The 13,069-nt window shown below is 66.9% G+C and carries 14 protein-coding genes and 1 tRNA gene; 2 read left to right on the forward strand and 13 right to left on the reverse strand.

Features of this window, described 5'->3' with window-relative positions:
• Positions 1–10 precede the first annotated feature (10 nt).
• From EV668_RS06460 to EV668_RS06480, 5 genes are all read right to left on the reverse strand, one after another.
• Positions 11–286 carry a hypothetical protein gene (locus EV668_RS06460; RefSeq protein WP_133768980.1) on the reverse strand — a complete coding sequence of 92 codons (276 nt, stop codon included), beginning with the start codon at positions 284–286 and terminating at the stop codon, positions 11–13.
• Positions 287–385: 99 nt separating this feature from the next.
• Positions 386–2,416, reverse strand: coding sequence for a DNA topoisomerase IV subunit B (gene parE / locus EV668_RS06465; protein WP_425359611.1), 2,031 nt, complete (start codon positions 2,414–2,416; stop codon positions 386–388).
• Between the two features lie 212 nt (positions 2,417–2,628).
• Entirely contained in the window at positions 2,629–3,414 is a 786-nt protein-coding gene (locus EV668_RS06470) for an enoyl-CoA hydratase/isomerase family protein (protein ID WP_133768982.1), read from the reverse strand.
• A gap of 68 nt (positions 3,415–3,482) precedes the next feature.
• Positions 3,483–4,295, reverse strand: a complete 813-nt coding sequence (locus EV668_RS06475; RefSeq protein ID WP_133768983.1) for an arylamine N-acetyltransferase family protein — start codon at positions 4,293–4,295, stop codon at positions 3,483–3,485.
• A 110-nt stretch (positions 4,296–4,405) separates the two neighbouring features.
• Positions 4,406–5,464 (reverse strand): transglycosylase SLT domain-containing protein, encoded by a 1,059-nt coding sequence (locus EV668_RS06480; protein ID WP_133768984.1) that lies wholly within the window; start codon positions 5,462–5,464, stop codon positions 4,406–4,408.
• A gap of 112 nt (positions 5,465–5,576) precedes the next feature.
• Here EV668_RS06480 and EV668_RS06485 point away from each other — a divergent pair, with 112 nt between their 5' ends.
• Positions 5,577–6,086: a hypothetical protein gene (locus EV668_RS06485; RefSeq protein WP_133768985.1), complete on the forward strand. Its 510-nt coding sequence runs from the start codon at positions 5,577–5,579 to the stop codon at positions 6,084–6,086.
• A 76-nt stretch (positions 6,087–6,162) separates the two neighbouring features.
• On the opposite strand, the gene EV668_RS06490 is transcribed toward EV668_RS06485, so the two are convergent.
• The 5 genes from EV668_RS06490 to EV668_RS25555 all read right to left on the reverse strand — a co-directional run bounded on the left by EV668_RS06490 (position 6,163) and on the right by EV668_RS25555 (position 9,483).
• Positions 6,163–6,633, reverse strand: a complete 471-nt coding sequence (locus EV668_RS06490; RefSeq protein WP_133768986.1) for an META domain-containing protein — start codon at positions 6,631–6,633, stop codon at positions 6,163–6,165.
• A complete protein-coding gene (locus tag EV668_RS06495) occupies positions 6,630–7,043 on the reverse strand; it encodes a hypothetical protein (RefSeq protein ID WP_133768987.1) in 414 nt (137 codons plus the stop codon). The genes EV668_RS06490 and EV668_RS06495 overlap by 4 nt, the downstream gene beginning before the upstream one ends.
• Positions 7,044–7,133: 90 nt before the next feature.
• Positions 7,134–7,874, reverse strand: a complete 741-nt coding sequence (locus EV668_RS06500; RefSeq protein WP_342636819.1) for a spermidine synthase family protein — start codon at positions 7,872–7,874, stop codon at positions 7,134–7,136.
• Complete coding sequence (locus EV668_RS06505) at positions 7,871–8,107, reverse strand: hypothetical protein (protein ID WP_133768988.1); 237 nt, start codon at positions 8,105–8,107, stop codon at positions 7,871–7,873. The genes EV668_RS06500 and EV668_RS06505 overlap by 4 nt, the downstream gene beginning before the upstream one ends.
• A 188-nt stretch (positions 8,108–8,295) precedes the next feature.
• Complete coding sequence (locus EV668_RS25555; protein ID WP_133768989.1) at positions 8,296–9,483, reverse strand: calcium-binding protein; 1,188 nt, start codon at positions 9,481–9,483, stop codon at positions 8,296–8,298.
• 223 nt (positions 9,484–9,706) lie between these two features.
• Here EV668_RS25555 and EV668_RS06515 point away from each other — a divergent pair, with 223 nt between their 5' ends.
• Positions 9,707–10,027 (forward strand): hypothetical protein, encoded by a 321-nt coding sequence (locus EV668_RS06515; RefSeq protein ID WP_133768990.1) that lies wholly within the window; start codon positions 9,707–9,709, stop codon positions 10,025–10,027.
• Positions 10,028–10,423: 396 nt separating this feature from the next.
• On the opposite strand, the gene EV668_RS06520 is transcribed toward EV668_RS06515, so the two are convergent.
• From EV668_RS06520 to EV668_RS06530, 3 genes are all read right to left on the reverse strand, one after another.
• Positions 10,424–10,999 carry a hypothetical protein gene (locus EV668_RS06520; RefSeq protein ID WP_133768991.1) on the reverse strand — a complete coding sequence of 192 codons (576 nt, stop codon included), beginning with the start codon at positions 10,997–10,999 and terminating at the stop codon, positions 10,424–10,426.
• A complete protein-coding gene (locus EV668_RS06525; protein ID WP_166652365.1) occupies positions 10,996–12,225 on the reverse strand; it encodes an HD domain-containing protein in 1,230 nt (409 codons plus the stop codon). The genes EV668_RS06520 and EV668_RS06525 overlap by 4 nt, the downstream gene beginning before the upstream one ends.
• A gap of 744 nt (positions 12,226–12,969) precedes the next feature.
• Positions 12,970–13,047: transfer RNA gene (locus EV668_RS06530), tRNA-Pro, on the reverse strand.
• Positions 13,048–13,069 lie beyond the last annotated feature (22 nt).

Below are 13,069 nucleotides of genomic sequence, written 5' to 3' on the forward strand. Positions count from 1 at the left end.
GCCGCGGCGCCTATCGCAGCGTCATCGAGCAGGGATCGAACCTCGCCGCACCGGCACGGGCCGCGAGCGACCCCGTCGTCAGGGGCTCTTCGATCACGCCCGCGCCGGCGCGACCGGCGAGAACGGCAAGCCCCTCGCGATCGGTCGAGGAGATCCAGTTGGCGGCCATCCAGGACAGGGCGGCGACGCAGGCCACGGTCTTGATCGTGGTCCAGACCGGGGACCACCGCCTGATGCCGGCGGGCTCCGCGGCGTCCGACGCACCTGTTTTCCCCGAACCGGACATCCCGTCGCCTCGCTACCCAGCGTTGACGGAACGATGGCCCGGCATGGTGAAGTTTCGGTGAAGAGGCGGGTCTTCTTCTGAACCCGGCAACGGATCGGCTCAGATGTCGAGCGCGTTCTCGTTGGCGAAGGCGGCGCGCTCTTGGATGAAGGCGAAGCGGGCTTCGGGCTTGTTGCCCATCAGCCGCTCGATCGTGTCGCCCGTTCCCTCGGCCTCGTCATCCGTGACGACGACCCGCAGCAGCGTGCGCTTTCTCGGGTCCATCGTCGTTTCCTTGAGCTGCGCCGGCAGCATCTCGCCGAGGCCCTTGAAGCGGCCGACATCGATCTTGCCGGAGCCCTTGAAGGCCTTCTTCAGCAGTTCCTCGCGATGGGCCTCGTCGCGCGCATAGACGGTCTTCGCGCCCTGGGTCAGCCGGTAGAGCGGAGGCACGGCGAGATAGAGGTGGCCCTTCTCGATCAGCCGCGGCGTCTGCCGGTAGAAGAAGGTGATGAGGAGCGAGGCGATATGGGCGCCGTCCACATCGGCGTCGGTCATGATCACGACCTTCTCGTAGCGAAGGTCGGCATCCTTGTACTGCGTTCCCGTTCCGCAGCCGAGGGCCTGGATCAGGTCGGAGAGCTGCTGGTTGGCGACGAGCTTGTCGCGACCGGCCGAGGCGACGTTCAGGATCTTGCCGCGCAGGGGCAGGATCGCCTGGCTCGCCCGGTCGCGCGCCTGTTTGGCGCTGCCGCCGGCCGAGTCGCCCTCGACGATGAAGAGCTCGGAGCCGGCGGCTCCCGCCTTCGTGCAATCGGCGAGCTTGCCGGGCAGGCGGAGCTTCCGCGTCGCGCTCTTCCGCGCGACCTCCTTCTCGGCGCGGCGGCGCAGGCGCTCCTCGGCGCGCTCCACCACCCAGTCGAGGAGCTTGTTCGCCTGCTGGGGCGAGGCGGCGAGCCAATGGTCGAAGGCGTCGCGCACCGTGCTCTCGACGATGCGGGTCGCCTCCGTGGTCGCGAGCTTGTCCTTGGTCTGGCCCTGGAATTCCGGCTCGCGGATGAAGACCGAGAGCATCGAGGCGCATTGCGCCATGACGTCGTCGGTCGTCACCGCGTTCATGCGCTTCGCCTGCCCGACGCGCTCGGCATGCTCGCGCAGGCCCCGCAGCAGCGCGACCCGGAGCCCGCTTTCATGGGTGCCGCCGTCGGGCGTCGGGATGGTGTTGCAATAGGAGGTCGAGAAGCCGTCCGCATCGACGAGCCAGGCGACGGCCCATTCGAGCGAGCCGTGGCTGCCGGGCCTGGTGATCTTGCCCGAGAAGATGCCGTCGGCGATCTGCGTCGTGCCCTCGATCTCCTTGAGGAGATAGTCGCGCAGGCCGCCGGGGAAGCGGAAGACCGCCTCGGCCGGCACGTTCTCGACGCCTGCGAGGAGGGCAGGGGCGCAGCGCCAGCGGATCTCGACGCCGCCGAAGAGATAGGCTTTCGAGCGCGCCATCTTGAAGATGCGGCGCGGGACGAAATGCGCATCCTCGCCGAAGATCTGCGGATCGGGGTGGAAGCGCACGCGCGTGCCGCGACGGTTATGGACGCGGCCGACCTCCTGGAGCGGTCCCTGCGGCAGGCCGCGCGAGAAGGTCTGCCGGTAGAGCACCTGCTCGCGCGCGACCTCGACCTCGAGGAGGTCCGACAGCGCGTTGACCACCGAGACGCCGACGCCGTGCAGGCCGCCGGAGGTCTCGTAGACCTTCGAATCGAACTTCCCGCCCGCGTGCAGCGTCGTCATGATGACTTCGAGCGCGGACTTGTCCGGGAACTTCTTGTGCCGGTCGACCGGAATGCCGCGGCCGTTATCGGTCACGGTGAGGAAGCCGGCCTCCTCGAGCTCGACCTCGATGAAGGTCGCGTGGCCCGCGACCGCCTCGTCCATCGCGTTGTCGATCACCTCGGCGAAGAGGTGGTGCAGGGCGCGCTCGTCCGTGCCGCCGATATACATGCCCGGCCGGCGGCGCACCGGCTCGAGCCCCTCCAGCACCTCGATGGCGGAGGCATCGTATTGGGGGGAGGGAACAGGCTGAAGGACGGGCTTGGCGCGGCCGGCCGGCGGTCGGCTCGTGGCTTGCTGTGCCGCCGCGGGCGTCACCGCCCGCATCGCATCCGCCACCTTCCGAAGGGCGGCCCCACCGCCGCCAAAGAGATCCCGCTCGGCCATTCGAACTCACGCACGCTGATTCGCCGTCGATCTACCTTAACAGGATGACGGTAAAGAGAACAAACCATGTACCTCCACGGCCTGTGGATGGCGTGTTCGAGAGAGGCGGCCCTGAAACGGGTCGCTGCGGGGCAGGGGGGCCGGCGGGCCGTTCAGCGCCCCTCGAAGACCGGCTTGCGCTTGCCGAGGAAGGCGGCCCGCCCCTCCGCGAAATCGCGGCTCGTATAGAGCGCGGCCTGGGAATCCGCCTCGGCCCGCAGGACGTCGTCGAGCGTGCCCGGCATGCGGGCGAGGAGACGCTTGGCGAAGGCGTTGGAGAGCGGCGCCGTGGTGGCGGCGATCCGCCGGGCGAGGGCGGTGGCCTCGGCGAGCGCGCCGCCCGTCTCGGTGAGGATTTCGGCGAGACCCCAACGCTCGGCCGACTCGGCTTCGAAGGTATCGCCCGTCAGCATGATCTGGCGGGCCCGGCCGATCCCGGCGCGCATCGGCAGAAGCCAGGCCGCGCCGAAATCGGCGACGAGGCCGAGGCGGTTGAAGGAACAGGCGAATTTCGCCGTCCGCGCCGCGACGACGATATCGGCCGCGATCGCGAGGGAGAGGCCGGCGCCGACCGCGTAACCCTCGACCGCGGAGATGACCGGCGTCTCGCCTTCGATCATCGCACGCACGATGCGGTGGCCGCTCGCGAGGCGGTTGCGTCCCGAGATGGCGTCGACGCCTCCCATGCCGCCGATGTCGCCGCCCGCGCAGAAGTGCTCGCCGGCGCCGGTCAGCACGATCGCCCGGCAGGCCGGATCGGCAATCGCCGCGTCGAGCGCATCGGCCAGGTCTTCGCGCATGGGCATCGCGAGCGCGTTGCGCTTCGAGACGGCATTCAGCGTCAGGGTGGTGACGCCGTCGCCGGTTTCGACGGTGACGAGGGGCTGAGCGTCCGACATGAGAGCATTCCTTCCGGGCGCCATTCGCCATGAGGGCGCGCCGGTTCGCAAGAGCGGGGAGCGCTGTCCTATCGCATCATGCGCCGCATCGCGTCGCTCCAGGTGGCGTCGTCCGGCTCGATGCCGAAGCGATCGGCCAGGACATCGCGCAGCTCGTCGTCGCTCCCGATCTCCGTCGAGCGGGAGGGGGCATCGAGGCTGTGCTCGGTCAGCCGGTGGTTCTGCAGGGTGAGTCGTCCGCGCGGGAGGATGAGCGCCGCGACCAGCGTCGTCGTGAAGCCCGAATGCGGGTGGGTCGCGACATAGTGGTTGCCGACCTCGCAATCGATCGGGAAGGCCGGATCGAGCGTGAACCGATAGAGCGCGCGCCAGGTGCCCGCGACGAGCGCCCGAAGCATGTAGGCGCCCTCGCGGGCGTCGAGCCGATAGGGCTCGTGCGGCGTCTCCTGGACAGGGCCGGCTTCGAGCCGGATCGGTCCCGTCAGCACCTGACCGCCGAATCCCGTATCGGCGACGAGGTCCTCGCCCTCGCAGCGGATGCGCAGGAGGAGATGGGTCCGCGGCGTCTGCGCATCCTCCGGCAGGCCGAGCAGCACGCGCCCGAGCAGCGGCTGCGGGCGGAACCCGAAGGCTTCCAGGGCCGCCTTGAACAGCGCGTTGTGCTCGAAGCAATAGCCGCCGCGCCGCGAACGGACGAGCTTCGTCAGGAGCGCGGGAAGGTCGAGGGCCGGCGTGCGGCCCGAGAGCGAGTCGAGCGTCTCGAAGGGGATCGACAGCACGTGCCGGAGTTGGAGTTCGGCAAGGGCGGCCCGGGTCGGGGCGACGGGGCCGCCGTACCCGATACGGTCGAGATAGGCGTCGAGATCGGCCGGAGACAGCATGGCTGCGATCTGGCTTCCGCGCGGGCGGAGGGCAACCCCGCGTCAGGATGGCCGCGTGCCCGGCCGCACCCGGGCTCCCGTCTCTCGTCCCCTCCGCGAGGAGGGGTGCGTCAGTTGCGGAGTTCGGCCGCGGCGTAGGTGGCGACGCCCCCGAAGCGATCCATCCGGCTCTCCATCATGCCCTGGATCTTGCCGTAGACCTCGGGGACGGTGAGGCTCGGGCGCGCCCAGCGGCGGCCGCGGCGCGCGCGCGTCGCCGGCCCGTAGAAGATCGCCACATTGGCCCGCGCGGCGGCGGGGAACGCGTGCGAGGCGACCGCCGGCTCCTTCTCCTCGCGCAGGGCCAGGAAGCGCGCCGCGTCCTCGATGCCGAGGAAATGGGCGAGATACATCTCGGCGGTGGTGAGCCGGCGGCCGAACTGGAAGCCGATCTCGGCGGCGTCCTTCTTGAGCATTTCCGCGGCCATGATCGCGGAAAGGTAGGGCTCGTTGCGGAGCGCGAGGATGCGCTCGCGCATCGCCTCGTCCTCGACGAACGGCCGCTCCCGCTCTCCGAGCACGATGCCGATCGCCGCGGCCTCCTCGGCGAGGCCGTGATCGGGTCCGAAGCGTCGGACGACCTCGAGCCAGGTCCGATCGATGAACTGGTAGAGGCCCTGCGCGCTCGAGGTCGAGGCCTTCACCTCCGGCCGGAAGCCGGATTCCTTGTCGGCGAGCGCCATGAGGTAGATCGGGTCGACCTTCGTCACGTTCGCCGCCTTGACGATCGCGTCGACGATCGGCCGGGGCACCTCGCGATTGCCGAAGCGGAGATATTGGTCGATCTGCGCGCGCACGGCGGCAAGGCCGTCCTGAAGCGTCGCGGCGGGGGGCGGCGTGATCGGGATGAGCGCCGTGACCGTCGGGGGCGGCGCCAGGCTGAACGGCGCGAAGGCCGCGCGGGCTTCTCCGAGAGGGGCGAGCGCCGTGCCGGGAACCATCGCGGAGATGACCATCCCGCCGGCGAGACAGGCGCTTGCGCGGGCGGCCCGGATCCGGACCTGCGACGGGCGGGCCGGAACGGGCCGCATCACGGCCTCCGCCCGCGGCGTCAGCCAGACGACATCCTCGCAGCCCGCCGGCAACGCGGCGCGGGCGCGCGCGAATCGCTCCTCCGTCCAGGATCGCATGGAGCCCCCGATCGATTGCGCCCTCGTTTTTGTGCGCACGGCCAGATTGCCGCCGCGATGTGGCCTGAATGGGACGGGATCGAAACTTTTCGGCACGGTCGGGGAGGGGACGATGGTGGGGCATCGGACGCGGCGCGGGGCGACATGCCGGCTCGCGTCGATCTGCCTCCTCGCGGTCGTGCTGGGCTCGGGCGGGCGCGGCGCGGCGGCGGAGGACGGCGTCGCTCCGTTCGGCGACCTCGCCCTGCGCTACGATCCGGAGGTCTGGGACGTCGCCGCCCGGCCGGACGGCTTCACGGCGAGCTGCCGCCGCCCCGATTGCCGCGGGCGGCTCGTGCGGGGGGAGGTTCTGGCCGCATGCGAGGGCATGGGATCAATCCGCGAGGAAGGTGCCAGGGAGCCGGTTCCGGCCAGGTGGCTCGAGAGCCGCGGCCTCTCCTGGGACGTCAGGCTCTGGTATCGCGGCTGCCGGAACGCGCATCCGCGCTCGATCGTCGCCTGCACGGAGGCCGGCGGCCGTGCCTATCGCGTGGCCGCGCGGCTCCTCGATTGCCGGACCGCGCCGCTCTACGGCTCGGAGGAGCGGATCATGGACCTCATCCGGCAGATCGGGCCGCGTTAGAACATGCTGCGGACGAGGTGGCAGCCGGCTTTCCGGCCGCAGCATGGCCCACACCTCGCGGCGATCGCGATGAGCGTCAGCCGCGCCGCAGCAGCAGCACCGTCCGCTTGCCGGACTTCAGCAGCACCGCGCCCCGCCGGCTGCGGGCGAAGCCGTCGACGCGGCCGATCGCCTTGAAGAAGCGGGCCTCGACCTCCATGCCACGTCCGGCGCAGGCCATCCGCGTCGCGGCCAGGTTGCCGAAGGAGAGAGAGGTCGGGGTGAGGGTATAGGGCCCGGTGAAGCGGTTGCAGCCGCTCCGTCCCGAGACATGACCGGGCGCCCCGAACTCGATCGTGACGAGGAGTCCCGAGGGCACCCTGACGCCGTCGATGCGCTGGACGCGCCAGCGGCCGCCGAAGTCGATCCTGGCTGGCGCCCGGGCTCCATGCAGCGACGCGTAGGTCGCCGGGGTCGAATGCCGCGCCTCTTCCGCGCGGGACGGTGCCGCCAGGATCGCTCCTGCGATCAGGGCGATCCCGAACGTTGAGCGCAACGCTCCCCTCATGATCCCGTCCTCTTCGTTGCGAGCCGGGACTTTCCCCGAGCCTTCGCCACCATGGCTGGTTTCTCGACGAGCGCGCGGCGGCGCGTCGCCTTCACGTCGGCCGGGGCCTCGATCTGGCCGAGGGCCACGTCCGCCGCGTTGGCGGCTTTCGTGCGGGCCCTGGCCGCCTTCTCCGCGACGGCGGGAGAGGCGGCGGCGGGAGCCGCCTTGCGGCCGCGCTTCTCGAACCGGTCCGCCAGCACGCGCCGGATCGCCTCGGGGCGCGTCGGCTTCGGGTCCGGCTGGGCGGCGATATGGGCGTCGAGCGAGGCGAGGAGGTCCGGCAGGAGGCGGACGCCGAGCATGGTTCCCGTGCCCGTGGTCACGGGCCGGCCGCGCGATTTCGGAGCGTCGTCGATGGGTGTCGTCATGGATTTATCGATAACACGAAATGGGTCGGCGCGGAAGCCCGAGGCGTCCCGCCGCCGCCCGGAATCGGCCGGCTCCGCGGCGGCGCCGGCTCACCAGGCCGCGTGCTCGGGCTTCGTCGCGAACCAGATGACATGCCGGCGATTGAACCGTCCGTCCGAATGGAAGCGGCGCTCCTCGACGTCGAAGCCGCAGAGGCGCAGCCGCGCCTTGAACTGGCGGTTGGGAGACCCGCTCCAGACCGCCAGGACCCCGTTCGGCTTCAGGGCGAACCGTGCGCGCTTGAGCCCCCATGCATCGTAGAGCCGGTTGTTGGAGCGCTGCGTCATCCCCTGCGGGCCGTTATCGACGTCGAGCAGGATCGCATCGAATTGCTCGGCCCCGGATTGGATGGTGCGGCGCACATCCTCGATCCGGATCTCGACGCGCGGGTCGTCGAGACAGCGGCCGAAGACGTGGCCGAGAGGCCCGCGCGCCCATTGCTCGACGGCCGGCATCAGTTCCGAGACGACGATCCTGGCGCTGGGTGGGAGTTCCGCGAGCGCCGCGTTGAGCGTGAACCCCATGCCGAGGCCGCCGATCAGCACCGTCGCCTGGGGCGTGTCGTGCAGATGCGCGCAGCCCATGCGCCCGAGCGCCTGTTCCGATCCGCGCAGGATGTTGGTCATCAACTCGGCCGTGCCGATGAGGATCGAGTACGCCTCGCCCCGCTGCACGAGCCGCATCGGCTCCGCCTCGCCCGGGATGGCGGCGCGCGCCACCTCCTGCCATCCCTCCCCGGTCGAGCGTCCTGCCCGGGTGCCGCGATCGGCGGAAGCCGAGGCGTCGATCATCCCTCCCGCGTCCGCACGCCGGCGGTGGCGAAGGCCTCGGGGAGCACGTCGCGCACCTGGCGTAGCACCTCGGCCTGGTCCGCGCCGCGTGCCGTCGTGACCTCGATGCCGACGGAGCCATCGGCGTCCGGACGTGCCGTCTTGTAGCCGAGGATCGTCCCGGCTTTGACGAGGCCGTTGAGCGCAATGTTCAACTCGCCCCATCCGCTGGGGCTCTTGGGTTTCGCTGCCATGGTGGAATGTCCCGTGCCGTTGGATCGGCGGCCATTGCCGCGATCGCATTCTCCGGGTCAGCGATAGATCGTCGTTCCCCCGATGAACAGGTGTGAGGTCGTCGCGAGCGGTGTCCTCATGCGTTTGTGATCACGCGACGACGTCCGGCCGGGGAGGGCGGGGCCTTCGCCCGGCCGCGCCCTCCCGCTCAGATGACGATGTCGAAATGCGCCGCGGTGAGGGTCGGGTTGGTCGTGAGGACGGCGATGAGCTGGGGCGCCTCGTCCCGGCCGGAGCCGTCGGCATCGTAATAGAGATGCCCCTTGCTCTCGACATAGAGGAAGCGGTCCGTCGCCGAGGTCGCCCGGCCCGTGGTGCTCAGCACGAATTGCTCGGGCGTGAGCTCGTCCCCGGCGACGAGCCCGCCGCCGAAGAGGGAGGCGCTGATCTGGAGCATGTCCTCGGCCGCGACGAAGTCGCGGATCATGTCGCGGTCCGGCGTCGTCGCGGAGAGCACGAAGGTGTCCGCGCCCGTCCCGCCATAGAGGTTGTCGATGCCCGCGCCGCCGATCAGCGTGTCGTTGCCCGCGCCGCCGCGGAGCGTGTCGCGCCCGCCCCCGCCGAAGAGGACGTTGTCGCCCCCGTTGCCCTGGAGGACGTTGTCGAGGTCGTTGCCGGTCGCGGTGGTGACGCCGTCGCGCAGGATCAGGCGCTCGACCGAGACGCCGTCGGCGAGGACGTAGCCGTCGACGCCCAGCATGGCGGTGTCGTAGCCCTCGCCCGCCTCCTCGACCATCACGTCGCCGAGATCGTCGATGTAATAGATGTCGTTGCCAGTACCGCCGATGAGGGTGTCGGCACCGCCCCGCCCGTCGAGCCGGTCGTTGCCGGCTCCGCCCGAGAGGGTGTTCGCGCCGCTATTGCCCTGCAGGAGGTTGTCGAGCGCGTTGCCCGAGCCGCTGAGATCGGCCGTGCCCATCAAGATGTCGTTGCCGGCGCCGCCCCACATGGTATCCGCGCCGAGGCCGCCGTCGAGGCGGTCGTCGCCCTCGCGGCCATCCAGCATGTCCGCTTCCGAGCCGCCGCGGAGGACATCGCCGAAAGTGCTGCCGCTGATGTCGGCAACCCCCCAGACGTCCGAAAAATCAACGTAGACGCTGGTGCTGGGCTGGCTGCTAGGCGGCAAATCAAAGGTTATTAGGTACAATTGTGACGATACGGGGTCGTTGTAGCCAAATGTATCATAACTCCATCTCCAAAATTGATGCTCGCTACCTTCGTATACATCAACAGCATCCGTGGATGTCGCGGGGACGCTTATTTCTTCTCGGTATATAGCGCTTTGCGATCCACGGATTATAGGCACGGCAAATTCTCCCTCTACCCGCCGCTTCATGCTTCTTGAGCGGAGAAGTGACAGCAGACACCCACAACGGCAAGTCGATCCTTCGCCCGATCACGTACGGGCAGACAAACACCTCTCGCGGTCAGGTCGGTCGGGATCATGGCAGGTCGGGCGATCGAGAGGACGGCCCCGGCGACAACGTCGAGCAGCCGGGCGGGCTCCTGCACTATGGCGAGGTGGTCCCCGAGACCCGTCGCGTTCGGAGGGCTCGCGCATGACCGGGCCTCACGATCGGCGCGGCTTTCTCCGCGGCCTCCCCTCGCTCCCGCTCGTCGGCGGCTCGGTGGCGTTGCTCGGGCAGCCGACGGCGGCGGTCGTACCCGCCACCCACGGCCTGCTGCGGAACTACGGCTCCTGGCTCTTCATGGAACGGCGCCTGCTGTCGTTCGAGATGTACGGGGAGGATCGGCAGTACCACGTGCCTAACACCACTAGCGGTCACTTCCATGGGGAGGAGGTGCGCGCCGGGATCGTGTATCCGTCGTCTCGCCCCGCCGTCATCCTCAGCGCGGCCGGTGCGCCCCTCGAACCATGAGTCCCGTCCTCGCCCTCCAGGCCTTCGCTCGCGCCCGTCTCGACGGCTGGCGCGAGCGGAGGAGGCTGAACCGAATCGCATGGCGCGTTCGGAAGGCTTCAGCCCTCCGGCGCCGGGCCGAACAGCTCGACGAAGAGGCGGTGCGCCGGTTCAATGCCGAGTATCCGATCGTTGGCGGACGGCGGCGGTGATTCCGTACCGATCATAACCGCCGTGCCGTCACGGCGCCGTCACGGGCAAAATGAGGGCGGGAAGGCTGCGGGCTCTGCCTTCCTAACATACTGATCTCAGAGGGAAAATTTGGTCGGAGCGAGAGGATTCGAACCTCCGACCCCCTAGGCTTCGGCTTCGGTGTCTCGGTCGTCATGCCGACACTGGTATCGCTTAGGGGCGATCTCACTCGATGCTCGGAGCACTGATCCTCTGCAGTAGAGGCTTTACCTCCTCAGTCAAACATCTCTCGGCTTCATCACGCCTGTATTTCGGCTTGAGCGAAATTAATTTTTCGACAAGCGAATCGTCGGCTTCGTTTGGACTGCGCCGCTTGTGCAAAAAGACCATGGTGGAGAGAAGTTCAAGGTGGTTGACATTCGAGCTGTCGAACAAGGATGCAAAACTATCAAGTCCACTTTCAACAGAATCAAGATAAGCATTGGCCTTGTATTTAACTGCTTCGCAAGAAGACCCGGCCTTCACGATATATCTATTATCATAATCTACATAAGTTATATCAACGCCTCCCACTGCTGACGCGATATCGAGGTCGCCCGCTAAGTCGCGGCTGAATGCACCATATGTATAGATTGTGAAGGTATAGCCGGTATTTACACCCAATCCCTCATCAAGGATGTGGAATATCTTTTGAACTGCCTTTTTCCCTAGCCGGCCGCTGGAGCCGAAGCGCTCAGCGACGCGAGAGATCAAGCCGAGCTTTTCCATCGTCCGTACAGGCGCTGGTGCGACGTTGGTCATGCTGCCCCCAAGCGATGAAGAGCCTCGGCACGTTCATTTTGTGCTACGTATATGCGACGCTGATTCACAGTTTGCAGTCCATTAACAACCGGCGACCGAGTCGCCAAGGGAACTGAGCGTACGCCCCGCCCGAAGGGTTCTCGCAGGCGAATTTCTTCTCGCTGAAATTTATACCAAGATTTCTTAGCGTCTCTGATAACAATGTCGAGGTCATCCAGCTTGGCTTTGACTTCATCAAATTTCTCAAGGTCTTCGAGTCCTGGCACCTCGGGTGTATTGAAGATCAATCGATGATGATCCCTTGAGCAGATCGCAGAACAGGAAGCATTGCTGGATTCTGAAGCGATTTCACTCAGCATTCTCCAATCGTCCCACTTCAAATATTCTTCGATCTCGCCTTCGTTCGGCGACGGGAATGTGCCGCCGTGTTTTTCTAAAACATGGCTTGCGGCCTCTGCGTAGTGATGATCATATATCACTCTGGTCTTATGAAAATAAACCTGCGTAAACATCATGTATCTTGCAATAAGCAATCCTTCAACAGCGTGAATACCATCGTCCTCCACGCCGATTACGTGACCGAATCCGTCCTCATCGTCGCAAAGACACACTGTATTGACGACACGATCAAGGTCGTACCGGCCGTACGTTACGCCTGTATGATAACTGTCGCGGAGCAGATAGTCCATTCGATCTGCATCCATCTGGCCGGCAATTATATCCTTCCAGACTATAGATTTACCCACGTCCGCGCTGCCCTCGAACATCGACGAGATATCGGAGAATTTTATTCCATAGTTGTTCTTATTTATGGGATGATTTTCGATGATATCGGCGAGTTTATATTTTACGGCTGCGGCGGAGTATTGTTCGTGCACGAACCTCTTCCCGGTCTCCTCGTTGACAGGGAAGCTTTCTTCCGCGGCATGCGATAGCGGACCGTGACCGAGGTCATGGGTTAGGGCGGCGAGCCTGATTATTTGCTTCTGACGCTTGAGACCTGCTTCATCGAAGCCATGCTCCGTACGGAGCAGGTCGGCATCTTTCGTCGCGATGCCTTCGAACAAGCGCGTTGCTGTATGGCATACCCCAAGCGAATGCTCGAAGCGAGTATGTGAAGCGCCCGGGTAGACGTAGTCGGTCCAGGCGAGTTGCTTGATCCGACGTAGGCGTTGAAACGGTGCCGAATTGATGATCTCCCACTCCAGCGGGTTGAATTCTATCATCCCGTGGATTGGGTCTCTGATAGCGTAACGCTGAGTTAGCCGAGACATGGGCGCCCGCGACCTTCGACCTGGGCGCCAAAGATGGACGCTCCTCACGATCACGTACGGGCAGGTCAGCCGCCGGTCAAAGGTGGGCGGGCTGAGGAGGATTGCTTTCCCCAGGAAACATCAGAGCGTCGAAGCCTAGCCGAGCTTGTAACCAGCGGTGGAATCTAGGGCTGCGTACGATGATAGTCGACGCCACCGGACCCGGCGAGGACCCCGAGCACGGCGACCGACTTCATGCGTCTGCCGTCCGCTTCGCCCGCGCTTTCGCGACCATGGCCGGCTTCTCAACGAGCGCCTTCCGGCGCGCCGCCTTGACCTCGGCCGGAGCCTCAACGCCCTTCAGCGCCTCGTCGGCCGCGCTGGCGGCCTTAACGGGCGCGGGCGGCCTTCTCCGCGACAGTCGGCGCTGTCGCGCCTGGCGCCTTTGCCGAGGCCTTCGGAGCGCTCATCGAACCGCTCGGCGAGGACGCGCCGGATCGCCTCGGGCCTCGCCTTGGAGCCTCGGCGGCTGAGAGGCGCACCCCGGCCACGTCGCGCGGCCGGGCAGGGGGACGTCGGCCGCGACGACTTGTCCCCAGGATTGGGGCGGGGGTTCAGACCCCCCGGATTTGAACCCCCGGTGACCCCCCCGTGCCAAAAACGAAGAAAGCCGCCTCGCGGCGGCTCCTCGTATCTCTCTGATTCAGAGGGAAAATTTGGTCGGAGCGAGAGGATTCGAACCTCCGACCCCTAGTCCCCCAGACTAGTGCGCTAACCGGGCTGCGCTACGCTCCGACGTCCCGGCCGAGTCCGACCG

The sequence above is a fragment of the Enterovirga rhinocerotis genome (genome assembly GCF_004363955.1).
GTDB lineage: Bacteria > Pseudomonadota > Alphaproteobacteria > Rhizobiales > Beijerinckiaceae > Enterovirga > Enterovirga rhinocerotis.

Coding starts and splice junctions, on each gene's coding strand:
- EV668_RS06515 (WP_133768990.1), top strand. CDS start 9,707: ATGACCGGGCCTCACGATCGGCGCGGCTTTCTCCGCGGCCTCCCCTCG.
- EV668_RS06480 (WP_133768984.1), bottom strand. CDS start 5,464: ATGCGATCCTGGACGGAGGAGCGATTCGCGCGCGCCCGCGCCGCGTTG.
- EV668_RS06490 (WP_133768986.1), bottom strand. CDS start 6,633: ATGAGGGGAGCGTTGCGCTCAACGTTCGGGATCGCCCTGATCGCAGGA.
- EV668_RS06505 (WP_133768988.1), bottom strand. CDS start 8,107: ATGGCAGCGAAACCCAAGAGCCCCAGCGGATGGGGCGAGTTGAACATT.
- EV668_RS06470 (WP_133768982.1), bottom strand. CDS start 3,414: ATGTCGGACGCTCAGCCCCTCGTCACCGTCGAAACCGGCGACGGCGTC.
- EV668_RS06500 (WP_342636819.1), bottom strand. CDS start 7,874: ATGATCGACGCCTCGGCTTCCGCCGATCGCGGCACCCGGGCAGGACGC.
- EV668_RS06460 (WP_133768980.1), bottom strand. CDS start 286: ATGTCCGGTTCGGGGAAAACAGGTGCGTCGGACGCCGCGGAGCCCGCC.
- EV668_RS06475 (WP_133768983.1), bottom strand. CDS start 4,295: ATGCTGTCTCCGGCCGATCTCGACGCCTATCTCGACCGTATCGGGTAC.
- EV668_RS06520 (WP_133768991.1), bottom strand. CDS start 10,999: ATGACCAACGTCGCACCAGCGCCTGTACGGACGATGGAAAAGCTCGGC.
- EV668_RS06485 (WP_133768985.1), top strand. CDS start 5,577: ATGGTGGGGCATCGGACGCGGCGCGGGGCGACATGCCGGCTCGCGTCG.
- EV668_RS06525 (WP_166652365.1), bottom strand. CDS start 12,225: ATGATAGAATTCAACCCGCTGGAGTGGGAGATCATCAATTCGGCACCG.
- EV668_RS06495 (WP_133768987.1), bottom strand. CDS start 7,043: ATGACGACACCCATCGACGACGCTCCGAAATCGCGCGGCCGGCCCGTG.
- parE (WP_425359611.1), bottom strand. CDS start 2,416: ATGCGGGCGGTGACGCCCGCGGCGGCACAGCAAGCCACGAGCCGACCG.
- EV668_RS25555 (WP_133768989.1), bottom strand. CDS start 9,483: ATGAAGCGGCGGGTAGAGGGAGAATTTGCCGTGCCTATAATCCGTGGA.